Genomic DNA, 25506 nt, shown 5'->3' on the forward strand with positions numbered 1-25506 from the left:
GTCACCCTTGGGCGTGCGCGCCTCGCCTGACCGATTCGATCAGCCGACCGATCCGCCCGCCTGGGAGCAGTGGGCGGCGGGCTTCGTCGTCTTCATGCTGACCGGCGCCCTTTTCGCCCCGGTCTTTGCGCCGGACCAGAGCGAGACCCCCATACTGCGGTTCCTGTGGCTGCCGGTCTATGCGGTGACGGCGGGGCTGATCGTCTTCCGGTTCGAGCGCGTCATTCGCGCCTGGCCGGCCTGGCTGGCGGTGGGCGCCCTCGTCGGCCTGGCCTATGTGTCGCAGTACTGGTCGATCGATGCGGAGGTGACGGAGCGGCGCGTCATCGCCCTGGCGATCAACAGCGCCTTCGCCGTCTATCTGGGCGCCGTCTTTAATGGCGCCGCCCTGCCCCGCCTGTTGATGCGCGCGGGCCTGGTGATGGCGATCGGCAGCCTGATCATGGTCTTCCTGTTTCCTCGGATCGGAGTGCACCAACTGGACAACGCCGGCCTGTGGCGCGGGCTCTGGTACGAAAAGAACCAGATGGGCCTGGTCATGGTAGTCGGCGCCGTCTCGGCCGCCGCCGTTCTTGTCGCCGATCATCTGGCTGACAATGGCCGCAAACCCTGGATCGCCCTCCTGACCCTGGCGCTCACCACGCTTTTGGTGGTCGCCACCCAGTCCAAGACCTCCCTGCTGTGCCTGATCCTGGGGGTCGGCATCGTCGGCGGCTGGTGGGTGCTTCGCCAAGGCGGAGCCGCCGTCACCGTGGTTGCGGTCTGGTTGGGGGTCGTCATGGCGGCCGGCGGCGCCTGGCTTTGGAACACACAGTCCGCCGTCATCCTCGAAGCCCTGGGCAAGGATCCCTCCCTGACCGGCCGGACCCTGATTTGGGAGGCGTTGATGCGCAAGGTGGCCGACCGTCCCTGGACCGGCTACGGTTTCAGCGCCTTCTGGGGCGTGGACTCCATCCCCGCGCGCGCGATCCGAATAGAGACCCAATGGCCGGTTCCCTCGGCCCACAACGGCTGGATCGACCTTCTGGTCCAGCTGGGCTGGCCCGGCGCCGTCCTCGTGGGTTTGGTGATGGCCGTTTCGGCGGTGATGATTCTGGCCCGGCTGAACGGAATGGGCGCGCGCGAGGGTTTCTGGAGCCTGGGCTATATGACGGGCTTCTTCGTCCTGAGCCTTTCGGAGAGCGTGCTTCTGACCCACGCCAACCTGCCCTGGGTGCTGATGCTGGCGATTTTGGCCCGCGCCGTGACCTTCGATCCCGTTCCGGCACGACCGCCGCTTGCTCGACCGCCCCAGCGGGCCTACCAGAACCGGCCCCGAATCGCCTCAGACTATGTGAATGGCCGCCGATCTCTTCGCTTTTGACGACACGCCCCAGCCTCCGAAGCCGGAGGCGCCCAAGCCTGTCCCGACGCCGGGCGCTGCGGCGGCGCCCGCCCCTGCGCCCGCACCGACCCCGGCCGCTGCGGTCCCCGGCGGCTATTCCGCCTCCTCGATCGAGGTGCTGGAAGGCCTGGAGCCCGTCCGCAAACGCCCCGGCATGTATATCGGCGGCACCGACGAACGCGCCCTGCACCACCTGTTCGCCGAAGTCCTCGACAACGCCATGGACGAGGCGGTGGCCCGCCACGCACGGCTGATCACCGTCGATCTGGACGCCGAAGGCTATCTGTCCGTCCGCGACGACGGCCGCGGCATCCCCGTCGACCCGCACCCCAAACACCCCGGCAAGTCGGCGCTGGAGGTGGTCATGACCGTCCTCCACTCGGGCGGCAAATTCTCGGGAAAGGCCTATGAGACCTCGGGCGGCCTGCACGGCGTCGGCGTCTCGGTCGTCAACGCCCTCAGCGAAAGCGTCGAGGTCACGGTCTGGCGCGACGGTTTCGAGTGGAGGCAGGCCTTCTCGCGCGGCCATGTCCTGGCCCCGATCCAGCAGGTCGGCCCGTCCAAGAAGCGCGGCACCCTGATCCGCTTCAAGCCGGACGAGCAGATCTTCGGTGTCGGCGCGGCCTTCAAGCCCGCCCGCCTGTTCCGTATGGCGCGCTCCAAGGCCTATCTGTTCCGCGGCGTCGAGATCAAATGGACCTGCGCCCCCGAACGGATCACCGACGCCACCCCGGCACAGGCCCTGCTCCACTTCCCCGGCGGCCTGGCCGACGCCCTGGCCGACCGCATCGGTGAGCTGGAAACCGTCACCCCCACCTTCGCCGGCCGCGCCGAGCGTCAGGGCGAGGCGGGCGCCTTCGAATGGGCGGTCACCTGGTCGCCCGCCGGTTTCGGCGAGGCGGACGGCTTCATCCAGTCCTACTGCAACACCGTCTCCACCCCCGACGGCGGCACGCACGAAGCCGGCTTCCGCGCGGCCCTGGTCAAGGGGCTCAAGGCCTATGGCGAACTGACCAATGAGAAACGCGCCGCCATCATCACGGCCGAGGACGTCATCGCCAACGCCGGCGCCCTGATCAGCGTCTTCATCCGCAATCCCGAGTTCCAGGGCCAGACCAAGGACCGTCTGTCCTCGCCCGAGGGGGCGCGGATCGTCGAACAGCTGCTGCGCGACCCGCTGGACCACTGGCTGACCGAAAGCCCCAAACAGGCCAACGCCCTGCTCGGCTTCGTCATCGACCGGGCCGAAGACCGGCTGCGCCGCCGCAAGGACAAGGAGGTCCAGCGCGCCGCCGCCACCCGCAAGCTGCGCCTGCCCGGTAAACTCTCCGACTGCTCGCGTCAGGCCGCCGAGGGCACCGAACTCTTCATCGTCGAAGGCGATTCAGCCGGCGGCTCGGCCAAACAGGCGCGCGACCGCACCACCCAGGCCATCCTGCCCCTGCGCGGCAAAATCCTGAACGTCGCGTCGGCCACGGCGGACAAGCTGCGCCAGAACGTCGAACTGTCCGATCTGGCCCTGGCGCTCGGCGTCCAGCCCGGCAATCGCTTCAACATCGACGACCTCCGCTACGAGCGGATCATCATCATGACCGACGCCGACGTGGACGGCGCCCATATCGCGGCCCTGCTGATCACCTTCTTCTATCGCGTCATGCCTGAGACCATCCGTCAGGGCCGGGTCTTCATGGCCCTGCCGCCGCTGTACCGGATCTCGGCCGGCCCCTTGAGCGAATACGCCCGCGACGACGCCCACCGCGACGAGCTTCTGGCCACCGTCTTCAAGGGCAAGAAGACCGAGATCGGCCGGTTCAAGGGCCTGGGCGAAATGATGGCCTCCCAGCTGAAGGAGACCACCATGGACCCGAAGAAGCGCACCCTGGCCCGGATCACAGTGCCGGACGCCGAGGCGAGCATCGAGGATTTGGTCGAACGGCTGATGGGCAAGCGGGCTGAGGCCCGTTTCCAGTTTATCCAGGAAAACGCCCAGTTCGTGAAGGAAGAGCTGGACGTCTGATCCCGCCCGCCACGCCCCCGTGACGCCTGGACCCAGGCGCGCTAGAGGGCGACAGACCAAGACCGACAGCCGGATCGATCCATGACCCAGACGCCGCCCCGCGCCGCCATCATCCTCGCCGCCGGCCAGGGCACGCGGATGAAATCGCCCCTGCCCAAGGTGCTGCATCCGGTCGGCGGGCGCGCCATGCTGGATCACGCCATTGACGCCGCCGAGGCCCTAGGCTGCGAGCGGGTGGTCGTGGTGGTGGGCGAGCATTCGCCGGAGGTCCGGGCCCACGTCGTCAACCGCCTGGGCGAGGCTGCGATCGCTGTCCAGGACCCGCCCCTGGGCACCGGTCACGCCGTGCGCGCCGCCGAACAGGCTCTGGCCGGGTTCGAAGGAGACGTGGTCGTCACCTATGGCGACGTCCCCCTGCTGAAGGCCGCCGACATCGCGCCTGTCTTCGGCGCGTCGGGGGTCACCGTGATCGGTTTCGAAGCCCGCGACCCGGGCGCCTATGGCCGTCTGATCCTCGAGGGCGACATCCTGACCGCCATCACGGAGGCCAAGGAGGCCTCGCCCGAGGTGCTGGCCGTCACGGCCTGCAACTCGGGCGTCATGGCCGCGCCGGCCGCCCTGCTTTTTTCCCTGTTGGCCCAGGTCCGCAACGACAACGCCAAGGGCGAATACTATCTGACTGACGTCGTCGAACTGGCGCGCAAGGCCGGCCATCCCACCCGCGCCGTCTTCGCCGACGAGGACGCGGTCATGGGCGTCAACGCCCAGGCGGAACTGGCCCAGGCCGAGGCCCTGTTCCAGAAGGTTCAGCGCGAGACCTTCTTAGCCGCCGGCGTGACCATGAGCGCGCCGGATACCGTCCACTTCGCCTGGGACACCCAGGTCGGAGGCGGAACGGTGATCGAACCCTATGTGGTCTTCGGGCCGGGCGCGGTGATCGAGGGCGGGGCGCGCATCCGCAGCTTCAGCCATATCGAGGGCGCGCGCGTCGCGGCCGGGTCGGAGGTCGGCCCCTACGCCCGGCTGCGGCCAGGCGCGGACCTGGGCAGGGGCGCCAAGGTCGGCAACTTCGTCGAGGTCAAGAACGTCCGTATGGCCGAGGGCGCCAAGGCCAATCACCTGGCCTATCTGGGCGATGGATCGGTCGGCGCCGGCGCCAACATCGGGGCGGGAACCATCTTCTGCAACTATGACGGCTTCAACAAGGCGCAGACCGAGGTCGGGGCCGGCGCCTTCGTCGGCTCCAATTCCAGTCTCGTCGCCCCCGTGACGGTCGGCGCGGGCGCCCTGGTCGCCTCCGGCTCCGTCATCACCGAGGACGTGCCGGCCGACGCCCTCGCCTTCGGCCGGGCCCGCCAGACGAACAAGCCGCAAGCCGCCGCCGACTTCCGTGAAAAGGCCAAGGCGAAGAAGGAGGCGGCCAAGGCCGCCAAGCTGAAATGAGCGATCTGCAAAAGAAGAACGCCGGCGAAGCCGCCGCCCAGCATGTCGAGCCCGGCATGGTGGTGGGCCTGGGCACCGGCTCGACGGCCGCCTGGTTCGTCAAGGCTCTGGCCGCCCGCAATCTGTCCGGTCTGCGGTGCGTCCCCACATCCGAAAAGACCGCCGACCTGGCGCGCGATCTGGGACTGACCCTATCGACGCTGGAAGACACGCCGCGCATCGACCTGACGGTCGACGGCGCGGACGAGGTCGGTCCCGGCTTGGCCCTGATCAAGGGGGGCGGCGCCGCCCTGTTGCGTGAGAAACTGGTGTGGGAGGCCTCCAGCCGCTGCATCGTCATCGCCGACGCCGCCAAGGTGGTTCCGGTGCTCGGCGCCTTTCCCCTGCCGATCGAGGTCGTCGCCTTCGGGCACAAGACCACGGCCAATCGCATCGCCGACGTCCTGGTCGACCATGATATCCATGCGCCGGCGCGCGTGCGCCAGGCGGATCGCGGTCTGGTTCGCACCGACGGCGGCAATCTGATCTATGACGCGGCCTGCAAGGCCATCCACGACCCGGTCCGTTTAGCCGATGACCTGAAGCTGATCACCGGCGTGGTCGAACACGGCCTGTTCCTCGACCTGGCCGACCTCGCCATCATCGGCACGGACAAGGGCGTGGACACGCTTCTGCCCTAGGAGTCTCGGAACGACCTGGCGCCCTAGCCGCTATCCCTTTTCACCCGAAAAGGACGCGAACCATGCCGCACCAGAACTCTGAGTCTCCGACCGCAACGGCGCAGAACGCCGTCAACGAGCCGCAAGTCCCGAACGATGAGGCGCGCGAGCAGCACGTCATCGTCCATCCCGAGGCGAAATCCTATGCCGCCGACGACTATCGCGACGCAGCGCTCGCCCCTCCGGCCGCTGGAGAAGTCGCCGATTATGCGGACGACGGCGAAGCGCTGGACGAGCCCTTCCAGCAAGGCGGCGACAAGACCAATCGCCCGTATCGAACGGAAGTGATGAGCGAACAGGGACCGAAGACACGCGCAGCCAACGCCCGAATCGTAAAGGGGCGCCCCGCCGGCTGAAGGCGCAAGCCTTGCCGTGCCGAGCGCCCCCTCCTAATTCGAACCTCAGGCTGCGACGTATGCCGCCGAACTTAAATGAGTCCGGCTCTGTGCAGCGTCGGGACGCCGGAGCGCCAGATGGCTGATTACGACTACGACCTCTTCGTCATCGGCGCCGGCTCCGGGGGCGTGCGTGCAGCGCGGCTGACCGCCCTGGACGGAAAGCGGGTCGCGGTGGCCGAGGAATACCGGGTCGGCGGCACCTGCGTCATCCGAGGATGCGTGCCCAAGAAATTCATGGTCATGGCCTCCGAAGTCAGCCATGCGTTGCAGATCGCTGAGGGCTACGGCTGGTCGTTCGACCAGGCCCGGTTCGACTGGCCGACCTTTCTCGAAGCCAAGGACGTCGAAATCGCGCGTCTTTCGGGTATCTACGCCGCCAATCTGGGTAAGGCCGGCGTTGAGCTGGTCCATGGTCGGGCTGTGTTGAAAGACGCCCATACGGTCGAAATCGTCGGAAAGGATCAGGTTTTCACCGCTGAAAGGATACTGATCGCCACCGGCGGCCGCCCATGGAAGCCGGACGGCCTGACCGGGATCGAGCACGCCATCACCTCGGAAGAGGCCTTCCACCTGCCCGAACTGCCCAAGCGCATCCTGATTGCGGGCGGCGGCTATATTGCGGTGGAGTTTGCGGGAATTTTCGCCGGCCTGGGCGTCGAGACGACCCTGATCTATCGCGGGCCGAACATCCTGCGCGGCTTCGATGACGATGTGCGCGCCCATCTGGCCGGCGAGATCGAAAAGCGCGGCATCAAGGTGATCCTGGGCTGCCAGCATGAGAAGATCGAGAAGACGCCGACCGGACTGATCAACCACCTCGAAAACGGCATGAAGCTGGAAACGGACGTGGTCATGTTCGCCACCGGCCGGGTTCCGCATGTGAAGGGCTTGGGGCTGGACGCCGCCGGGGTCGAGTTGAACGAGGCCGGGGCGATCAAGGTGGACCGCTGGTCAAAGACGACGGCCGAAAACATCTGGGCCATCGGCGACGTCACCGACCGGATGAACCTGACTCCGGTGGCCATTCGCGAAGCGGTGGCGTTTCACCAGACCGTCTTCAGGAACAATCCTCAGCATTTCGACTATGAGGCCGTGGCGACGGCGGTGTTCAGCCAGCCGCCCGTCGGCGTGGTCGGCCTGTCGGAGGCCGAGGCGCGCCGGTCCTGTTCGGCCGGCGTCGATGTCTATGTCACCCGCTTTCGGCCGATGAAATACGCCTTCACCGGCTCTGAGGAGCGGGTTCTGATGAAGCTGGTCGTCGACGCCGACAGCCAGAGGGTGGTCGGCGTCCACATCGTCGGGCCGGACAGTCCGGAGATGATCCAGCTCGCCGCCATCGCCGTTAAGGCCGGCCTCACCAAGGCCCAATGGGATGCAACCTGCGCCGTCCACCCGACCATGGCGGAGGAGTTGGTGACGTTGAAAGAAAAGCAGTCCAGCAGCACCTCGGCGGGCTGAACCTTCCGCAACCCAGGCCGGGTCCTCAGTGTTGATAGGGCCTAGCCATGTCTTCATCTGGCCGATGCGCCAGGGGACGCCCGCGCGGGCGCTCACGGAACTGTTCGATCAGGTCCAGACGCCCCGCGTCCGGGGTCGAAACGGCGACGGGACCGTCGTTCCGGATCAGCAGCAGCGTCGGATTGCCTCTTCCGGCCGCCATCGGCCAGTCGGGCCGGCCTACTCCGTTCGGATCGCCGGAGCGGGCGAAGCTGGTCCAGTAGCCCATCATGGCCTGGGAGGCGACCTGATCCACCGGCCGCACCGGATAGGGCAGAAGCGACAGCGTTCCAAAGACATAGGGCCGCTCGATCGCATGGGTGGCGCCGCCGTGCGGTTCGGGATTGTCCGGCGAGGAAATGTCGAACCGATAGAGATAGGCGGGTCGTCCTGCGGCGGCGTGCAGCCGCGCCAGCAGCCGTGCGGGTTCGGAGAATACGGCGTCGGTGATGAAACCGCGGTCAAACCCGGCCTCTCCGCCATAGGCCTGGATGATCTGGGCACGTTCCAGCCAAGTCATGTCGTCGTCGATCATGCCGTAGCCGTTGCGGTCGGTGGGCTTCATCCACCAGAATTCGGCGCTGTTGGTCCCGATGATCAAGGGCGCCGGCGACTGCCGCCCGGCGCGGAAGGCCGCCTCGACGGTCGAAGGCACGATCCTGCCGTCGATCAGAGTCAGGTCGCCGTTGGCGAAGACGGGCGCAGGCGTCAGCAGCAGTTCGACCGGCGCCGACCGCAGATCAGCCGCCGTCATCAGATTGTGGCCGTGCGCCCAAACCTCGCCCCGTTCGCGGGCGGACGGCAGGTCAAAGGCGCCGCGTCGATCCAGGGGCGTCTGCAACTCACGACCCAGTCCGGACTGAACGACGGCCCGGGCGAACAGATCACGCGCCGGAGGCGAGATCATCAGGCGGGTCACCATGGCGCCGCCGGCGGATTCCCCGAATATGGTGACGTTGTCGGGGTCGCCGCCGAAGGCGGCGATATTGGCCTTTACCCACTTCAGGGCGGCGATGACGTCCATGACGCCATAGTTGCCCGCCGGCTCATCGGCCGGCCGTTCGGCCGCCAGGGCGGGGTGATCAAAGAACCCCAGCCGTCCCAGGCGATAGTTGAGCGTGACCACCACCATGCCCTGACGCGCCAGGTGCGACCCGTCGTAGAGCGCGGCCGTGCCCGAGCCGTTCACCAGTCCGCCGCCATGGATCCACACCATCACCGGCGCCGGCTCAGCCGTATCAAGAGGGCGCCAGACGTTCAAGTTCAGGCAGTCCTCGCTCATCGGCAGGGGGCCGACGCCGGGATCGCCCTGCGGCGTGGCCTGGATACAGATCGGCCCATAGGTCGAGGCGTCGCGACGGCCTTCCCATCGCGGGGCCGTCCCCGGCGGCCGCCACCGCATCTCTGCGACCGGCGGGGCGGCGTAGGGAATGTTCTTGAAGGCGGCGATGTCGCCGTCCGCCACGCCCGTCAGCTCGCCCTGGTCGATCCGGATCAGAGGCGGATCGTTGGCGGGCCGGTCTGTGGGTTGAGCGATCATCAGGGAGAGGGTGGCCAAGGCGCCGGCGATTGTCATGCCCTGTCCTTAGCAAATTCCCTCGACGGGCCAATGACGATCCGAAAATGATTTGTGCTGGCGTGAACCTTTTCGTCAGGTCGGCGTTTACGCCCGGTTCGACTGGGGCGTGGCTTGACTGAACTTCTGACACAGGGCGCGTCGATCGCCGATTTGGCGACCGCGTTTGCGGCTTCGCCCAATCCCTATCTGTTGCTCACCCCGGATTTGCGGATCTTCGACGTCAATCAGGCCTATCTGGACGTCACCCGTTCGAATCGGCCCGATCTCCTGGGTCGACCGCTGTTTCAGGCCTTCGATTCCGGACCGGGGCAGGAGGCGCCCGAAAACGTCCGGCAGGTCAGGGCCTCACTTGAAAAGGCGCGCGACACCCGACAGCGGGACCATCTGGCCCTCGTCCGCTATTCGCTCCCGCGACGCCTGGACGACTGCCGGGAGGTGTTCGAGGAGCGGATCTGGAGCGCCACCCATACGCCGCTGCTCAACGCCGAAGGCGAGGTCGTCCTTCTGCTTCAGCACACGATGGACATCACGGACCTGTTCCCGGCCGCCCCGCCCGACGAACCGACGACGGCCCTCGATGCGATCGTCGGCGGTTCCGTTCTGCGGCGCGCCCAGTCGGTGCAGGAGGACAACCGTCGCCTGGAGAAGGAACGCAACCGCCTGGTCGAGATGTTCATGCAGGCGCCGGGCTTCGTCGCCATTCTGTCGGGCCCGGACCACTGTTTTCAGATGTACAACGCCGCCTACGGGCAGTTGATCGGCCACCGCGACATCGCCGGCAAGCCGATCCGGGACGCGCTGCCTGAGCTGGCCGGCCAAGGCTATTATGAGTTTCTCGATTCCGTCTTTGCTACAGGCGAAGCCTATGAGGGGCGCGAAAGCCTGGCGCAACTTCAGCGGCGGCCCGGAGCGCCGCTGGAAAACCACTATCTGAACTTCATCTATCAGCCCATTCGCGACGAGGCCGGCCAGGTGGTCGGCATCTTCGTACAGGGTCACGACGTGACCGAGAACGTCCTGGCCGCCCGCCGTCAGAAGTCGATGATCGACGAACTGAACCACAGGGTGAAGAACACCCTGGCGACGGTCCAGTCCATCGCGATCCAGACGGCGCGGTCCCACCGCGACCCCTCCACCTTCGCTCAGGCCTTCCAGGCGCGCATCCTGGCCCTCTCCCACACCCACGATCTTCTGACGCGGACCCATTGGGAGGGCGCCGATCTGCGCGCCATTCTGGAACACGAGACTGAGGCGTTCGGTCCGACGCGCTTCCACCTGAACGGTCCCGCCGTCGCCCTGGAGCCGGCGACCGCCCTGTCTCTGGGCATGATCTTCCATGAGCTGGCGACGAACGCCGGCAAGTACGGCGCCCTGTCCACGCCCCACGGACGGGTTCTGGTCGACTGGGGCGTGGCGGATCAGACTGCGCCGAAATTAAAGCTGTCCTGGCGAGAGCTGGACGGGCCGAAAGTTACGCCACCGGACACAAGAGGCTTTGGTAGCCGATTGATTGAACGAAACATTCGTCACGATCTGGCGGGTGAGATCGATCTGGTTTACGGCAAAGACGGATTGATTGCGGAACTCATTGTTCCCCTCGACAGGACACCCCTATGAACCAGCCGCTGAGTGGACGCCGTGTCTTGGTTGTGGAGGACGAGTCCCTCGTCGCCATGTTGCTCGAGACCATTCTGGAGGACATGGAGTGCGTGCCCATCGGTCCCGCGTCCAATATCGACGAGGGCGAGACCCTGGCCCGCGACACGGTCGAGCTGGACGCAGCCCTGTTGGACGTCAATGTCGCCGGCCGGCAGGTCTTTCCCGTAGCGGAGGCCCTGAAAGCCCGCGGCGTGCCCTTCGTCTTCTCGACCGGCTATGGCGAAGGCGGTCTGCCGGACGAATGGCGCGGGTCGCCGACCATCCAGAAGCCCTTCACAGAGGCGGCGGTGCGCGACGCCTTGCTGAAGGCTATGGGCGTGGCCGAGGTCTGATTCGGGTTTCAAGCTCGATGGGGGGCGAACCAGCCTGTCTCCGAATGTTGAACCGCCCCTGAAACGGCCAAGACCGCCAGCGTATGTTCGATCGTGCGGGTCTTACGCCGTCCGCCGCCTTCAAACGCCGCCGCCAGATGCTCAGGCTGCATGGGGACGCCGGCGCGTCTCAGACGGAACAGCAGGGCTGAGGCCAAGGGGCCCGGCTCCTCCGGAAGCTGCGGCCGGCTGGGCGGCGATACCAGGACCGCCTCGGTCTGGACGGGCTGGGGCGCGATGATCCGTACCTTGCCGCTCTGATAGGCGGGACGGACGAAGCGCACCCGTCCCTGCGCCTCCTCCTCCGCCCTTCTCCGATTCAGCTGCGTCAATCCCGACATGATCGTCGCCTCATCCGCATCGGCCGGCCAGCCGTAGGCCTTGGTCACCCGCTCATCCAGCCGGCGATGAAGATGATCGAGGATGCCGATGCGGCCGCGGTCATGTCTGTCCCGTTCGGACGTCTCGAGGGGACGGGCCTCGGCCGCGCGGGCCATCGCGTTATAAAGCGCCGTCATGGTCAGGTCGGGATTCTCAGCCAGGACGCGCGCCCGCGTCTAGTCCAACTCCTCCCCCAGGGCCGCCAGTTCAGCCGCCTGGGCCGGGTCCAGTTCGGGAAAGGGAAAGCGGTCGAAACAGACGCCTTTCACATAGACGGCCTCGCGCTGATACTCGCCGATCCTTCCACCGTTCGCGGCGAACCAGGCCCGATGGACGCGGGACGACAGCACCGCCAGCACGGCCGGATCGTCACTGGCGATGACGACGAGCTTGTTGTCGGGCAGGACGTCCTTGTCCAGAAAGCGGAACCAGCGGTGTTTGGCGGTTTCGACCGTAACTATATAGCGATCAAGACCCGTCAGGGCGGCGCGAAGCTCGCGGCGCGGCTCGCCGAAGAGCCACCAGCTGTCCCTATAGGCGGTGCGGTTGTTGCGCTCCCGCTCGGGCTTCACCGCCTCAAGCAGATGCTGATAGATCAGAGGATGGCGACGCCGCACGTCGGCCTCGTCCCACCCGAACAGGTCGATCACCTCAAGATTTCGGCTGCGATCCGCCAGATCGCGACCATTCCGATAGGCGCGGATCGGCGACGGCGCTCCGACCTCTGAACCGCCCAGCAGGGCGCGTCCCTGTTCCGGCGTCACCAGGAATCCGGCGCCCATCAGCTGGACGCCGCGATAGGCCAGGCCTGCATTGGCCCTCAGATCGACCGCCCGGCCCAGACCGTCGTCGATCATCAGGTCCGCGCCGATGACCCCTCGCCTTTCCTGAAAGGTCAGACGGGGAAGATCGGTGTCGAGGTCGGCCTCGTCCGTCACGCCCAGCCACCGGCCCTGGCCGTCCGCCTCCCCCCTTTCCGCCACCGACATGGCGATGCGGACGTCGGCGCGGCCGACGCCGACGACCCACGGATGGTCGGGGATGGCGAATACCAGGCGAACCGCCGGGCGGCGGTTGAGATGATGCGCGATGACACGACGCGAAAAGGTCTGGGTGACGGAATTGGTGGTGATGAAGCCGAAGCGGCGCAGGAGGGAGCCCGGCCGGGTCAGAATCTCGGCCGCGCGATCCCACCAGACGGTCACCAGATCGGCAGAGCGAAACCGACCGCCGCGCACCTGGTCCAGGGCGGCCATATAGCCGTCGCCGAAGGCCGCACGCAGATCCTTGCCGCCCATGAACGGCGGATTGCCGATGATGAAATGCGCCTCCGGCCAGGGCGTCGGCCGCGGATCGACATAGTGCTCGACCAAACGATCCCCGCCCGTTTCGCCCGGCGCCCCAGCGATCCGCGAACAACTGACCAGGGCGTCGACATGCACGACCCGGCGAAAGTCCTTCAAAATCGGTTCAGAAGGGGCGGCGTCGCCGAACAGGCGAAAATGCCATTGCAGATGGCCGATCCACATCACCATCTCGGCGATCCAGGCGGCGTAGGCGTTCTTCTCCACCCCATGGAATTGTTCGGGACTGACGACGTGGCCGTCCAGACCCAGGCGGCCCTGCTCCTCCCCCATTTCCGCCAGAACGCCCAGAACCTCTCCCTCAAGCGCCTTCATCATATGCATGGCGACATAGAGAAAGTTCCCCGTCCCACAGGCCGGATCCAGAACCCGCACCCGGCAAAGCTGATCATGAAAGGCGCGGATCATCCGCCTTGCGCCCTGGACGTCGTCTTCGAGATAGAGCCCCAGGGCCTGGGCCTCGACCGCCTCCCAGTCCGCTCTCAGGGGCTCCATGATGGTCGGCTCGATCAGGCGTTCGACATAGGCCCTTGGGGTGTAGTGCGCCCCCAGTTCCGCGCGCTCTTGCGGATCCAGGGCCTGTTCCAAAAGGGCGCCGAAGATGGCCGGCTCGACCAGGGCCCAGTCGCACCGGGCCGCCGCGATCAGGGCCTCAAGCTCCTCTTCCGTGATCGGCAAGGGGACGGCGGAGCGGAACAGGCCGCCGTTGAAGCGGCGAAGACGCTGCTGAATCGCCAGACAATGCCCGCCCTGATCCATAAGGCCGAAGAAGACCCGCGCCCCTTCGTGGAACCGATCCGCCTTGCCCCGATAGGCTTCGAGAAACCGCAGGAATCCCCGCTCCTCGATCAGGCCGACGCTGTCGGCGAACATGGCGAAGATGCACTGCATCACGAAGAGCGCGGTCTGGTTGGCGCGGGCCGCCCGCTGAACCCGGTCTTCGCCCGCCGTCGATCGCCTCTGGCCGATCGAGCGCACAAGCCAGGCCAGACGTCGGGCGATGTCCGTCGTCGCCTCTGCGACCGCAGCGGCGGGATCCAAGGACAGGGGGTCGAGCCAGATCCGGCGCAGCCTGTCGCGGACCTCGGGCGCGCGAAGATGCTCCAGCTCGATGCGGTAGGTGGCGCGATCCGGGTAAGGGATATAGGCCTTCCCCTGACGATCGAAATCCGACCAGACCTCGATGCACCGGCCCACGTCGACGATGATCAGGAAGGGCGGCCATTCATCCAGCGCCTTGGCGTAGTTCTCAGCCTGGCGCTTCGCCGCGCGCATCAGGCGATCCACCGCCTCAGGCGAAGGCGCACGGGGTCTCGCGCTGTGTTTGAGGAAAAGCGACAGTTGGACCGCCGGATCAAGGGGGCCGCCGTCGCGCCGCTTCGACGACTGTTTGGCCTCCAGCACGAAACAGCCGCGCTTGGCGCAGTCGATCCAGCCCTGGGTCGCGCGGCCGTCGTCATGCCGGAAGCGGACCGGCCGCTCGAAACAATAGTCCAGGTCGCCGGTTCGCTCGTCGTCGGGCGCCGGGACCCCGATCAGACGGCACAGCTGAATGATGAAGGTCTGATAATGCGACCGTTCCCCGATCGGGGCATGGGCCCAATGCGCGATAAAGGCGTCGACATCCACAGATTGCTCCCCGGCTACGGAAGCAACCTATAGTTAAATTTTTCGCTCCCGCAACCTAAGAGCGCACGCCGTCCAGCCAACGGGCGTGCAGCACAGGCTTGCCCAGCCAATAGGCCAGTTCTGCGGGATTTTGGATGTCCCAGGCAGCCAGATCGGCCCTGAGACCGACCTCCAAACGCCCCAGGTCGGCGCCGAGACCCAGGGCGTGGGCCGCCTCTCGCGTCGCCGCAGCCAAAGATTCCTGGGGAGTCAGTCGAAACTGAACGCAGGCCAGATTCATCGCCGCCGTCATGGAGGCGAGCGGAGAGGTTCCCGGATTGCAATCTGTAGCCACCGCCATTCGGACGCCGTGACGGCGCAAGGCGTCGATCGGCGGAATCCGGGTCTCGCGCAGCATCAGAAAGGCGCCCGGCAGCAGCACCGCGACGACCCCCGCCTGGGCCATGGCCGCCACCCCGGCCTGCGTCGCATATTCGATATGATCGGCGGACAGGGCGCCGTAACGCGCCGCCAAGGCCGCCCCGCCGCTGTCGGACAACTGGTCCGCATGCAGTTTGACCGGCAGACCCAGCCCTCTCGCCTTGTCGAACAGGCGCGACACCTGATCGGGGGAAAAGGCGATCGGCTCGCAATAGGCGTCCACCGCATCGACCAGTCCCTCGGCGTGGGCGGCGGGCAGTATGTGTTCGACGGCCTCATCGACATAGGCTTCGGGGTTCGCGCGATGCTCCGGCGGCGTGGCGTGCAGACCCAGATAGGTGGTGCGAACCCGCACCCCGCCTTCTCGACCGATGCGGCGGGCGACGCGCAGCATCTTCAACTCGCTGTCTCGGTCCAGACCATAGCCGGACTTGATCTCGACGGTGGTGACCCCCGTCGCCTTCAGCCCCTCCAGCCGTTCCATGGCCGAGGCGAACAGTTCGGCTTCCGACGCCGCGCGCGTGGCCCGGACCGAAGACAGAATCCCTCCGCCGGCCCGGGCGATCGCCTCATAGGTCGCGCCGCCCAGCCTCTGTTCGAACTCGGCCGATCGATCGCCGCCGAAGATCAGATGGGTATGGCAGTCGATCAGACCGGGCGTGATCCAGCGCCCGTCGAGCCGCTCCGTCCTGCGGGCCGAAACGGTCGGCAGGTCCGCCCGAGGTCCGATCCAGACGATGCGTCCGTCCGCCGCCGCCACAGCGGCGTCCTCGATCACCCCATAGCCCCCCTCGCCTTCGGACAGGGTCGCGGCGTGGCAGTCGATCAAAAGCAGGTCGATCTTCATCGTCTCGGCTCCCCGGCGCGTCCACCGGAACGGGCGGAGGAAAAAAGCGCGACCAGATCATAGCGGTCGCCCGGAAAGAGCTGGCGCACCTGGGTCACGCCCAAACCGTCGCGCCAAGTGCGTCGTTCCACGCAAAGGCAGGCGGCGCCCCTCTTGATCTGCAGGAGGCGCGCCGATTGGGCGTCCGCCCCCATCGCCCCGATGCGATTTTCAGCCTCGGTCCAGGGTTCTGATTCCAGGAGCCAGCTTCCTGGCGAAACCCGTTTGAAATCGACGGCGATCGCCTGGGGCGCGGCCTTCAGCCCGATCAGTCGCCGCTCGAGGGCCAGGGGAATGGAATCGGCGCTGTGCAGACAGGTCAGGTCCAAAAGGCGCGCGCCGGCCGCAAGCTCCGCTTCGGCGGCGTCGGCCGGCCCGCGCTCGATCTGAGTCAGAAGACGATAGCCGTAGACCTGTCCCCGCTCCGTCACCTCGGCCCTGAGATCGGGGATGGCCAGAAAGGCGGCGTGGGCCTTGGGCTGGGCCACAAAGGTGCCCGCCCGGCGTCGGCGCACCACCAAGCCTCGGGCCGCCAGTTCCGACAGGGCTTTGGACACGGTCGCCCGCGAACAACCGTAGTCCTGCATGAGCTCATGTTCGAACGGCAGGCGCCGCCCCGGCGCCAGGGCGCCCGAAAGGATGCGATCCTCCAGATCGGAATAGATGCGGCGATGCAGCGGCCCCGCGCTCACGCCAGCACCGCCTTCAAGGCCTGGCGATAGCGCGCCTCAATGGCGTCGCGCGCGACATGGCGCCCCTGCCGGACCACCTGCCGTCCCGCGCGCCAGACCGAGGCGACGCCCCCTCTGGGCGCCCCGAAAATCCAGCTGTCCAGCACCGCGTCTCCGAACCGGCCCTCCAAACTGATGTGGCCACCGTCAAGGGCGACGATGTCCGCTGCGGCGTCCAGGCTCAACCCGCTGGACACGCCGGTCGCCTGAGCGCCCCCGGCCAGGGCCTGATCAAAGAGAAGCCGTCCGGTCGAACGATCGGGGTCAGCCATGACGGCCCGGCCTCTGAGGGCCAGCCGCTGGCTGTATTCCAGCATCCGCAGTTCGTCAGCCAGGCCGATCTGCACATTGGAATCCGTGCCCACGCCGAAACGGCCGTCGGCGCGGTGATAGGCCGCCGCCGGGAAGATTCCGTCGCCCAGATTGGCCTCTGTGATCGGACACAGGCCGACCACGCTCCCGCGCGCGGCGACTCCCCGCCATTCGGCCTCCGCCACATGGGTGGCGTGGATCAGGCACCAGCGCGGATCGACCGGAGCGTTGGCCAACAGCCATTCCACGGGGCGCGCCCCGGACCAGGCCAGACAGTCCTCAACCTCCTTGGTCTGTTCCGCAACATGTATGTGGATCGGCCCCTGTCCGGCCATGGCAAGCAGCGCCTGCAACTGTTCCGGCGTGACGGCGCGCAGGCTGTGGGGCGCCACCCCCACCCCGGCGTCCGCCAGTCCGGCGGTCAGGGCGCGGCAATCGGCGACAAGGGCCGCATAGCCGTCGAGGTCGGTGATGAACCGTCTCTGACCTTCGGTCGGCGCCAGGCCGCCGAAGCCGGAATGGGCGTAAAAGACCGGCAGCAGGGTCAGGCCGATGCCCGTCGCCTCGGCCGCCGCCGCGATCCGGGTCGCAATCTCCGCCCGGTCGGCGTAAGGCGCGCCGGTCGGGTCGTTGTGGAGGTAGTGGAACTCCGCCACCCGGGTGAAGCCGCCCTCCAGCATTTCGGCGAAGGCCAGGGCCGTGATGGCCTCGATCTCGTCAGGGCCGCCCCGATCCAGAAACCGGTACATCAGACGCCGCCACGTCCAGAAGTCGTCATCGGTCGGCCCCCGCGCCTCGGTCAAACCGGCCATGGCGCGCTGAAAGGCGTGGCTGTGCAGATTGGCGACGCCCGGCAGGGCCACGCCGCCGCCCTGGTCTTGCGGCGATCGCGCGACCTCCGTCTCCAGACGGGATATGCGGCCTTCGCGGACCCGGACCCTGACCCCGCGCGCCCAGCCTTGCGGCAGCAGGGCCGCTTCGAACCAGAGCGACAGATCGACGGGCGTGGGCTCAGGCGTCACTGGACAGGTCCATCGGGTTGCGATCAATATGTCTAGACATACCACGACGATCCGATTTGGCGAGGGAGGCCGAGATGACGTCCGACTGGCTGACCGTGCACGAGGGCGCCGCCCCCCTGATCATCGGCCTGCCCCACACGGGAACGACCATTCCTGCAGCGATCGAGGCGCGGATGAGCTCGCCCTGGCTGGCGCGCAAGGACGCCGACTGGTGGGTGGATCGGCTTTACGACTTCGCCCGGGACATGGGCGCGACCACGGTTTGCACCGCCCTGTCGCGCAGTGTGATCGACGTGAACCGCGACCCGTCCGGCGCATCCCTCTATCCGGGCCAGATCACGACCGGCCTTTGTCCGCTCGAAACCTTCGACGGCGAGCCCCTTTACCGGCCCGGCCAGGCGCCCGACGCTGCCGAGATCGAGGAAAGGCGGGCGGCCTGGTTCGATCCCTATCATGCGGCGCTTCAGGCCCAGATCGACCGGTTGCAGGCGAAGGGGCCCCTGGTCGTCTATGACGCCCACTCGATCCGATCGGTGGCGCCCCGGCTGTTCGCCGGCGAACTGCCCCAGTTCAACATCGGCGACAATGACGGCGCCACCTGTGCGCCGCAGCTGACCCAGGCGGTCGAGGCCGCCTGCGCCGTCAGCGGCGACAGTCTGGTCGTCAATGGGCGGTTCAAGGGCGGTTGGACCACGCGCCACTACGGCCGTCCCCAAGTCGGCGTGCACGCCATCCAGATGGAGTTGGCGGACCGAGGCTATATGCGCGAACCGGCCGAGGGTCTGACGCCCGAAAACTGGCCCAGCCCCTATGAGCCGGACCGGGCCGAGACGATGCGTCGTCATCTGCGCCGCATCCTGAACGCCTGCATCACCTTCGCCGAGAGCCGGACATGAAGACCAATATGCGCGAGATCCGCAGCCCGCGCGGTCCTGAAAGGACCGCCAAGACCTGGGCCGCCGAGGCCGCAATCCGGATGTTGATGAACAATCTCGACCCGGAAGTCGCTGAACGACCGCAGGATTTGGTCGTCTACGGTGGGATCGGCAAGGCGGCGCGGGATTGGCCGGCCTTCGACCGGATCGTCCAAACCCTGACCGATCTGGCCCCCGATGAGACGCTTCTGATCCAGTCAGGCAAGCCGGTGGGCGTGTTCCGCACCCATGCGGATGCGCCACGCGTGCTGATCGCCAACTCCAACCTCGTGCCGAAGTGGGCGACCTGGGATCATTTCTCAGAACTCGACCGTAAAGGGCTTATGATGTATGGACAAATGACCGCCGGGTCATGGATCTACATCGGCACCCAGGGCATTGTTCAGGGCACCTATGAGACCTTCATGGAGGCCGGTCGCCAGCATTACGGCGGCGACTGGTCCGGGCGATGGATCCTGACGGCGGGCCTGGGCGGAATGGGCGGGGCGCAGCCGCTGGCGGCCACCATGGCGGGAGCCTCCTGTCTGGCCGTCGAATGCCAGCGCAGCCGGATCGAGATGCGGCTGAAGACCCGCTATCTCGACGTCATGTCGGAAAGCCTGGACGAGGCTCTCGATCTGATCGAGCAGGCCAAGATCAGCAAAAAACCTATCTCGGTCGGCCTGTTGGGCAATGCAGCCGAACTTCTGCCTGAACTTGTCAAGCGCGGGGTGAAGCCGGATTTGGTGACGGACCAGACCAGCGCCCACGATCTGGTGAACGGCTATCTGCCTTCCGGCTGGTCTGTGGCGGAATGGGAGGACCGTCGCCAGTCCGATCCCGGCACCGTCTCTGCCGCCGCCGCCGCCTCCATCGCCCGCCATGTCCAGGCCATGCTTGATTTCCAGGCGTCCGGCGCGCCCGTGGTCGATTACGGCAACAACATCCGCCAGGTCGCACTGGATCAGGGTGTGGCGCGCGCGTTCGACTTCCCCGGCTTTGTGCCCGCCTATATCCGCCCCCTGTTCTGTCGGGGGGTGGGGCCGTTCCGCTGGGCGGCCCTGACTGGAGATCCAGAGGACATCCGCAAGACCGATGCGGCCATGAAACGGCTGTTTCCTGACAATGCGGGCCTGCACCGCTGGCTGGACATGGCGCAGGAAAGAATCGCTTTTCAGGGACTTCCGGCCCGAATCTGCTGGATCGGACTAGGCGACCGTCATCGCGCGGGGCTGATGTTCAACGACATGGTCGCCTCGGGCGAGTTGTCGGGGCCGATCGTGATTGGGCGGGATCATCTGGATTCCGGCTCCGTCGCCAGTCCCAACCGCGAGACTGAGGCCATGGCGGACGGGTCCGACGCCGTATCGGACTGGCCCCTGCTGAACGCCCTTCTGAACACGGCCTCCGGCGCCAGCTGGGTGTCGCTGCATCACGGCGGCGGGGTCGGCATGGGCTATTCGCAGCATTCCGGCGTGGTCATCGTCGCCGACGGCACGCCGGAGGCGGCCCGCCGGCTTGAGCGGGTCCTGTGGAACGACCCCGCGACAGGCGTCATGCGCCATGCGGACGCCGGTTACGAGATCGCCCGTGCGGCGGCGCGGGCCCACGGTCTGAATCTTCCCAGCCTCGAGGCTTGATCATGACAGAACTGATCATCGGCGCTGCGCGCCTGACCTTGCCCCAGTTGCGCGCCGCCCTGGAGGGGCCGGTGACGGTAGCCCTGACGCCCCAGGCTTGGTCCGACGTCGAGCGCGGCGCCGAGACGGTGGCCGCCATCGTCGCTGAAGGGCGAACGGTCTATGGGATCAACACCGGCTTCGGTCTCCTGGCCAACACCTCCATCGCGCCTCAGGATCTTGAGACTCTGCAACGCAATCTGGTGCTGAGCCATGCCTGCGGCGTCGGCCCTCTCCTGCCCGATGCGGTGACGCGGCTGATGATGGTGCTGAAGATCGCCAGCCTGGCCCGCGGCGCGTCGGGCGTACGCCGCCAGACGCTGGAGGCTCTAATCGCCCTGGTCGAGGCCGACATCCTGCCCTGTGTCCCATCCAAGGGGTCGGTGGGCGCCTCGGGCGACCTTGCGCCCCTCGCCCATATGAGCAGCGTCCTGATCGGCGTCGGCGAGGCTCGTTGCGGCGGAGCGGTTCTGGACGCCCAGGCGGCCCTGTCCAAGATCGGACTAGAGCCGCTGGTTCTGGGGCCGAAGGAAGGCTTGGCGCTTCTGAACGGCACCCAGTGTTCAACCGCCCTGGCCTTGGCGGGTTTGTTCGCCGCAGAGGCGGTGTTCGCCGCAGGGATCGCGGCCGGCGCCCTGTCCGTGGACGCCCTGAAAGGGTCGGACGCCCCGTTCGATCCGCGCATCCACGCCCTGCGCGGCCAGCCCGGCCAGATCGCCGTCGCGGGCCGGCTGAGAGCGCTGATGCAGGGCTCGGCCATACGCGATAGCCATAGAGACGACTGCACCAAGGTTCAGGATCCCTACTCCCTGCGTTGCCAGCCCCAGGTCATGGGCGCCGTGCTTGACGTCCTGACCACGGCGGCCGAGGCGCTGGAACGCGAGGCCAATGCTGTCACCGACAACCCTCTGGTCTTCATTGACGACGGGGATGTGATTTCAGGCGGCAATTTCCACGCTGAACCCGTTGCTTTTGCTGCCGATCAGATCGCCATGACCCTGTGCGAGATCGGTAATATCTCCGAACGGCGGACGGCCATTCTGGTCGATCCAAAAATGAGCGAACTGCCGGCCTTCCTGGTTCGTGAAAGCGGGCTGAACTCCGGCTTCATGATCGCCCAGGTGACGGCTGCGGCCTTGGTGGCCGAGAACCGGATGATGGCCCACCCGTGCAGCGTCGACACCGTGCCGACCAGCGCCAACCAGGAAGACCACGTCAGCATGGCGACCCATGGCGCGCGACGCCTGCTGGACATGGCGGAGAACGCCGCCACTGTGGTGGCGATCGAACTGCTGGCGGCGGCCCAGGGGTTGGAGTTCCACCGTCCCCTGACCAGTTCCCAGGACTTGGAACGGGTCTACGCCCTCGTCCGCGAAGCCGCCGCCCGCTACGCCAGCGACCACTATTTCGCGCCCGACATCGCCCGCGCGACTGACGGGGTTCGGGCGGGGCGGTACCGCCCCTTCGCCCTCGACCTGCTGCCCTCCGCCTGAGACGGAGCCAGCCCCTGATCAGGGCTGGCGTTCCACCGCCAGCGCATAGGCGCCGGTCTCATTGGGGGCCAGGGCCCGAGCGCGCACGACGTACCAGCCGTCTTCCGGCGCGGTCCATTCCAGCTTGGCGTGGGTGTCCGACAGCCCGTCATCGTCCGTCGCCAGACTGGTGAAGGCTTCGCCGCCTTCGCCCAGATCCAGGAAGGCGTCAAAGGCGTTCGAGACCAGGGTGATGCGCAGCTTCTCGTCCTTCTTGGCCTGGAAGCGATAGGCGTCGTAATAGGCGCCCTCTTCGGTCATGGCGTCGGTGGAACTCAGGGTTCCGCGCGCCGTGGCGCCGACCAGGATGCTGCCGGGTTCCGGCTCCGGGCCGCGCTCGGTCAGTTCCAGGGCGTAGAGCCCGTCCTCTTCCGCCGACAGGGGCATGACCCGGATGACGTAGTCGCCGGTCTTCGGCAGGGTGAAGTTCAGCCGCGAATCCGTACCCTGGGCCAGGCCGTCGTCGTCGCTGGCCAAGGCGGTGAAATCGCCTTCGGCGGCCCCAACCTCCAGATAGGCGTCGAAGTCGCCGGATCGAAGGATCGCCTGGATACGCTCTCCCTCCGCGCCGGAGAAGGCGTAGGCGTGATAGTGTTTGCCGCCATCCGACTGGGGATCTTCGGTCTTGATCTCGCCTTCGACCGTGTCGCCGAACTGGATCGGCGTCGGCGGCGGCGGGGGGGCGACTTCGCTGACGGTCAAGGTGAATCGTCCCTCCCCGTCGCCGCTGAAGGCCCGCGCCTCGACCACATAGTCTCCCGCCGTATCGAGGGTCGCCGTCAGGCGCGAATTCGTACCCACGCCTGCGCCGTCGTCGTCCTGGGCGATCACACTGCCATCAACACCGTTTCGCAGGACCAGATAGGTGTCGAAATCCTTTGACGACAGTTCAATGGCGACCCGCTGACCCGCCTCAGCGCTGAAGCGATACAGCTGGGCGCGTTGACCGTCGTCATTGGCCCCCGTGTCGGCATTCAGTTCGCCCTCGACCTTATCGCCGATCACGAGGGGTTTCGCCGGCGGGGCGTCAGGGGCGGGCGCCAGTCCGATCGTATAGGCGCCGGTTCCGTCCTGCACGGCCGTGGCGCGGATCACATAGTCGCCCGCCGTCGGCGCCGTGAAGACGAGGCGGGAGTTCAGCCCCTGATCGGGGCCGTCGTCATTGTGAGCCAGTTCGACGAAGTCGCCGCCCGCCATTCGCCCGACCCGCACCAGGGGATCGAAGTCGTCGGAGTTCAGGGTGATGATGACTCTCTGGCCCTGTTCCGCCCGGAAGCTGTAGGCGTCATAGGAGCCGCCGTCCTCCTGTTGGGGGTCGCGATCGGTCAGTTCTCCGGCCTCCTCGGCGCCCAGTCGGATCCGCGCGGGCCGGGGCGCTCGGGCCGGGGCGGGCCGTTCGCGGAGCGACAGGCTGTAGCCCCCGCCGTCCGTTCCCGACAGGGTCCGCGCCCGCAGCACATAGGTTCCGTCCTCTTCGGGCGTAAAGCGCAGCCGCGCGTCCGTGCCCTCACCCAGACCGTCGTCGTCTTCCGCCAAGGCCTCGTCCGATCCTTCGGCGTAAAGGGCCAAATAGGCGTCAAAGGAGTCGGATCTCAGCACCGCCTCAAGCCGCTGGCCCGCGCGCGCGGCGAATCGATAGTCGTCATAGACATAGTCGCCGTCGGTGTCCCGGGCGTCGCCCTCCCCCAGGGCGCCGTCAACGGTCGCGCCGATCCTCAGGCTCGCAGCCTCCTGCGCCAGGGCGGGCGAGACGCTCCAGATCAGGGCCAGGGCGCCGGCGGCGGCGAGAAGCGAGGGCTTCATGAAGAACACTCCAAGAGTTTGCGCCCGATCATAGACGCAGAACGGGGACGGCTGTAAATCGCGCCATCCCCTTTCCGTCCCTTCTCGCCTAGGAGCTCTCATGTCGGCCGAGCCCGCGCACGCCATACTGATCGACGGCAAGGCCTATGCGGCCGCCCTGGTGGACCGGGTCGCCGCCGCCGCCGCCCGCCTGGAGGCCAATGAGGGGGTGAAGCCGGGCCTGGCCGTCGTCATCGTCGGCGAAGATCCGGCCAGCCAGATCTACGTCCGCAACAAGGGCGAGACCACGCTGCGCGCCGGCATGCGGTCCGACACCCACCGCCTGCCCGACACGATCAGCCAGGAAGATCTGCTCGCCCTTATCGCGACCTTGAACGCCGATGCCGACATCCACGGCATTCTGGTGCAGTTGCCGCTGCCGAAACACATCGACTCCTCGGTCGTGCTGGACGCCATTGATCCCGACAAGGACGTCGACGGCTTTCATGTAGTCAATGCGGGACGGCTGGCGGTCGGACTGGCCGGCATGGTCCCCTGCACCCCGCTGGGCAGTCTGATGCTGTTGAAGGATCAGCTGGGCGACCTGACGGGTCTGAACGCCGTCATCGTGGGCCGGTCGAACATTGTGGGCAAGCCGATGGCGCAGCTGCTGCTGGCCGAAAACTGCACCGTCACCGTGGCCCATTCCAAGACCCGCGACCTGGCCGCCCTTTGCCGCACGGCCGACATACTGGTGGCCGCCGTCGGCCGGCCTGAGATGATCAAGGGCGACTGGATCAAGCCGGGCGCGACCGTGATCGACGTCGGCATCAATCGCGTGCCGTCCGCCGATCCGGTCAAGGCGGCCGAGGGCAAGACCCGCGTGGTCGGCGATGTCGCCTTCAGGGAAGCGGTGGAGATAGCGGGTCGCATCACCCCAGTTCCCGGCGGCGTCGGCCCCATGACCATCGCCTGTCTGCTGGCCAACACCTATTCGGCCGCCTGTCGCTCCATCGGCGTCGAACCGGAGCCATTGGACGCTTGAAGCGTTGCAGCCGTGGGGCGATAGTCGCCGCCACGGCGCTGATCGCCGAGAGGGGAGAAACCATGGCTCGTTCCAATGCTCGCGCTCTGGCCTTGGCCGCAACGCTCATCGCCGTTCCGGCGGTGTCCGCCTGCGGCTACAATACGATTCCGACCAAACAGGAACGGGCTGAAGCCGCCTGGGCCGACGTCCAGGCCCAGTATCAGCGCCGGGCGGATCTGGTGCCCAATCTGGTCGCCACCGTTCAGGGCGCGGCGATCCAGGAACGCACCACCCTGACGGAGGTGATCAACGCCCGCGCCCGCGCGACATCGGTCAATGTCTCGGCCGCCGACCTCAGCAATCCCCAGGCTTTCCAGCAGTACCAGCAGGCCCAGGGGCAGCTTTCCGGCGCTCTGTCGCGCCTTCTGGTCTCTGTCGAAGCCTATCCCCAGCTCCAGGCCAATCAGAACTTCCTGACCCTGCAGTCTCAGCTGGAGGGGACGGAAAACCGGATCACCATCGCCCGCCGCGACTACAATGAGGCCGTGCGGGACTACAACACCACCCTGCGGACCTTCCCCAATGTGATCTGGGCCAAGACGGTCCATTCCGGCTCGCAGCCGATGCAGCTGTTCACCGCGACGGCCGAAGCCCAGTCGGCGCCCAAGGTGGAGTTCAACCTCGGAGCGCCGGCCGCTGCCCCGGGCGGCGGAGCGGCGCCGGTGACGCCGGGATCCGCCCCGCCCGCGCAGTGACGTCC

At 67.0% G+C, this 25506-nt stretch carries 20 protein-coding genes; 13 read left to right on the top strand and 7 right to left on the bottom strand.

The genetic code is table 11. The features are described 5' to 3' along the window. The first annotated feature begins 13 nt into the window (after positions 1 to 13). The 6 genes from ACZ5M6_RS10945 to gor all read left to right on the top strand — a co-directional run bounded on the left by ACZ5M6_RS10945 (position 14) and on the right by gor (position 7419). The gene (locus ACZ5M6_RS10945; protein WP_464160121.1) at positions 14 to 1363 is read left to right on the top strand and encodes an O-antigen ligase family protein; all 1350 of its coding nucleotides are present in this window, start codon (positions 14 to 16) and stop codon (positions 1361 to 1363) included. Next, positions 1338 to 3401 (top strand): DNA topoisomerase IV subunit B, encoded by a 2064-nt coding sequence (locus tag ACZ5M6_RS10950; protein ID WP_348682889.1) that lies wholly within the window; start codon positions 1338 to 1340, stop codon positions 3399 to 3401. Before ACZ5M6_RS10945 ends, ACZ5M6_RS10950 begins: the two co-directional genes overlap by 26 nt. A gap of 81 nt (positions 3402 to 3482) precedes the next feature. Then, positions 3483 to 4844: a bifunctional UDP-N-acetylglucosamine diphosphorylase/glucosamine-1-phosphate N-acetyltransferase GlmU gene (gene glmU / locus ACZ5M6_RS10955; RefSeq protein WP_464158585.1), complete on the top strand. Its 1362-nt coding sequence runs from the start codon at positions 3483 to 3485 to the stop codon at positions 4842 to 4844. Next, on the top strand, positions 4841 to 5524 hold the full coding sequence (gene rpiA / locus ACZ5M6_RS10960; protein WP_152950271.1) for a ribose-5-phosphate isomerase RpiA: 684 nt from the start codon (positions 4841 to 4843) through the stop codon (positions 5522 to 5524). Before glmU ends, rpiA begins: the two co-directional genes overlap by 4 nt. 62 nt (positions 5525 to 5586) lie before the next feature. Further along, a complete protein-coding gene (locus tag ACZ5M6_RS10965; protein WP_464158587.1) occupies positions 5587 to 5919 on the top strand; it encodes a hypothetical protein in 333 nt (110 codons plus the stop codon). A gap of 117 nt (positions 5920 to 6036) precedes the next feature. After that, positions 6037 to 7419 (top strand): glutathione-disulfide reductase, encoded by a 1383-nt coding sequence (gor, locus tag ACZ5M6_RS10970; protein WP_464158588.1) that lies wholly within the window; start codon positions 6037 to 6039, stop codon positions 7417 to 7419. 25 nt (positions 7420 to 7444) lie between these two features. On the opposite strand, the gene ACZ5M6_RS10975 is transcribed toward gor, so the two are convergent. After that, positions 7445 to 9034 carry a carboxylesterase/lipase family protein gene (locus ACZ5M6_RS10975; RefSeq protein ID WP_464158590.1) on the bottom strand — a complete coding sequence of 530 codons (1590 nt, stop codon included), beginning with the start codon at positions 9032 to 9034 and terminating at the stop codon, positions 7445 to 7447. Positions 9035 to 9148: 114 nt separating this feature from the next. On the opposite strand from ACZ5M6_RS10975, the gene ACZ5M6_RS10980 reads away from it, so the two are divergent. Both ACZ5M6_RS10980 and ACZ5M6_RS10985 read left to right on the top strand, forming a co-directional pair. After that, complete coding sequence (locus ACZ5M6_RS10980) at positions 9149 to 10654, top strand: sensor histidine kinase (RefSeq protein ID WP_464158591.1); 1506 nt, start codon at positions 9149 to 9151, stop codon at positions 10652 to 10654. Beyond that, entirely contained in the window at positions 10651 to 11028 is a 378-nt protein-coding gene (locus ACZ5M6_RS10985; RefSeq protein WP_182714444.1) for a response regulator, read from the top strand. The genes ACZ5M6_RS10980 and ACZ5M6_RS10985 overlap by 4 nt, the downstream gene beginning before the upstream one ends. A gap of 8 nt (positions 11029 to 11036) precedes the next feature. Here ACZ5M6_RS10985 and ACZ5M6_RS10990 read toward each other — a convergent pair whose 3' ends face one another. The 5 genes from ACZ5M6_RS10990 to ACZ5M6_RS11010 are packed head-to-tail and all read right to left on the bottom strand — an operon-like array spanning position 11037 to position 17812. Next, positions 11037 to 11585, bottom strand: coding sequence for a hypothetical protein (locus ACZ5M6_RS10990; RefSeq protein WP_464158593.1), 549 nt, complete (start codon positions 11583 to 11585; stop codon positions 11037 to 11039). Between the two features lie 39 nt (positions 11586 to 11624). Beyond that, complete coding sequence (locus ACZ5M6_RS10995) at positions 11625 to 14441, bottom strand: class I SAM-dependent DNA methyltransferase (protein WP_464158594.1); 2817 nt, start codon at positions 14439 to 14441, stop codon at positions 11625 to 11627. Between the two features lie 55 nt (positions 14442 to 14496). Then, positions 14497 to 15708: an imidazolonepropionase gene (gene hutI, locus ACZ5M6_RS11000; protein WP_464158595.1), complete on the bottom strand. Its 1212-nt coding sequence runs from the start codon at positions 15706 to 15708 to the stop codon at positions 14497 to 14499. After that, positions 15705 to 16439, bottom strand: coding sequence for a histidine utilization repressor (gene hutC, locus ACZ5M6_RS11005; protein ID WP_152950277.1), 735 nt, complete (start codon positions 16437 to 16439; stop codon positions 15705 to 15707). The genes hutI and hutC overlap by 4 nt, the downstream gene beginning before the upstream one ends. Then, positions 16436 to 17812 carry a formimidoylglutamate deiminase gene (locus ACZ5M6_RS11010; protein ID WP_464158597.1) on the bottom strand — a complete coding sequence of 459 codons (1377 nt, stop codon included), beginning with the start codon at positions 17810 to 17812 and terminating at the stop codon, positions 16436 to 16438. The genes hutC and ACZ5M6_RS11010 overlap by 4 nt, the downstream gene beginning before the upstream one ends. Before the next feature lie 74 nt (positions 17813 to 17886). On the opposite strand from ACZ5M6_RS11010, the gene hutG reads away from it, so the two are divergent. From hutG to hutH, 3 genes are read left to right on the top strand one after another with little or no spacing between them, the layout of a single operon-like run. Then, positions 17887 to 18708: an N-formylglutamate deformylase gene (hutG, locus tag ACZ5M6_RS11015; protein ID WP_464158599.1), complete on the top strand. Its 822-nt coding sequence runs from the start codon at positions 17887 to 17889 to the stop codon at positions 18706 to 18708. Next, positions 18705 to 20366, top strand: coding sequence for a urocanate hydratase (gene hutU / locus ACZ5M6_RS11020; RefSeq protein WP_464158600.1), 1662 nt, complete (start codon positions 18705 to 18707; stop codon positions 20364 to 20366). The genes hutG and hutU overlap by 4 nt, the downstream gene beginning before the upstream one ends. A 2-nt stretch (positions 20367 to 20368) precedes the next feature. Further along, a complete protein-coding gene (gene hutH / locus ACZ5M6_RS11025; protein WP_464158602.1) occupies positions 20369 to 21898 on the top strand; it encodes a histidine ammonia-lyase in 1530 nt (509 codons plus the stop codon). Positions 21899 to 21916: 18 nt separating this feature from the next. On the opposite strand, the gene ACZ5M6_RS11030 is transcribed toward hutH, so the two are convergent. Then, positions 21917 to 23740, bottom strand: a complete 1824-nt coding sequence (locus ACZ5M6_RS11030) for a PPC domain-containing protein (RefSeq protein ID WP_464158604.1) — start codon at positions 23738 to 23740, stop codon at positions 21917 to 21919. A 100-nt stretch (positions 23741 to 23840) separates the two neighbouring features. Between ACZ5M6_RS11030 and folD the strand changes: the two genes are divergently transcribed. Together folD and ACZ5M6_RS11040 are read left to right on the top strand one after the other, a co-directional pair. Further along, positions 23841 to 24764, top strand: a complete 924-nt coding sequence (folD, locus tag ACZ5M6_RS11035) for a bifunctional methylenetetrahydrofolate dehydrogenase/methenyltetrahydrofolate cyclohydrolase FolD (protein WP_464158606.1) — start codon at positions 23841 to 23843, stop codon at positions 24762 to 24764. A 62-nt stretch (positions 24765 to 24826) separates the two neighbouring features. Next, the gene (locus ACZ5M6_RS11040; protein WP_464158608.1) at positions 24827 to 25501 is read left to right on the top strand and encodes a LemA family protein; all 675 of its coding nucleotides are present in this window, start codon (positions 24827 to 24829) and stop codon (positions 25499 to 25501) included. Positions 25502 to 25506: the final 5 nt, after the last annotated feature.

Source organism: Brevundimonas sp. Br13 (assembly GCF_055391505.1).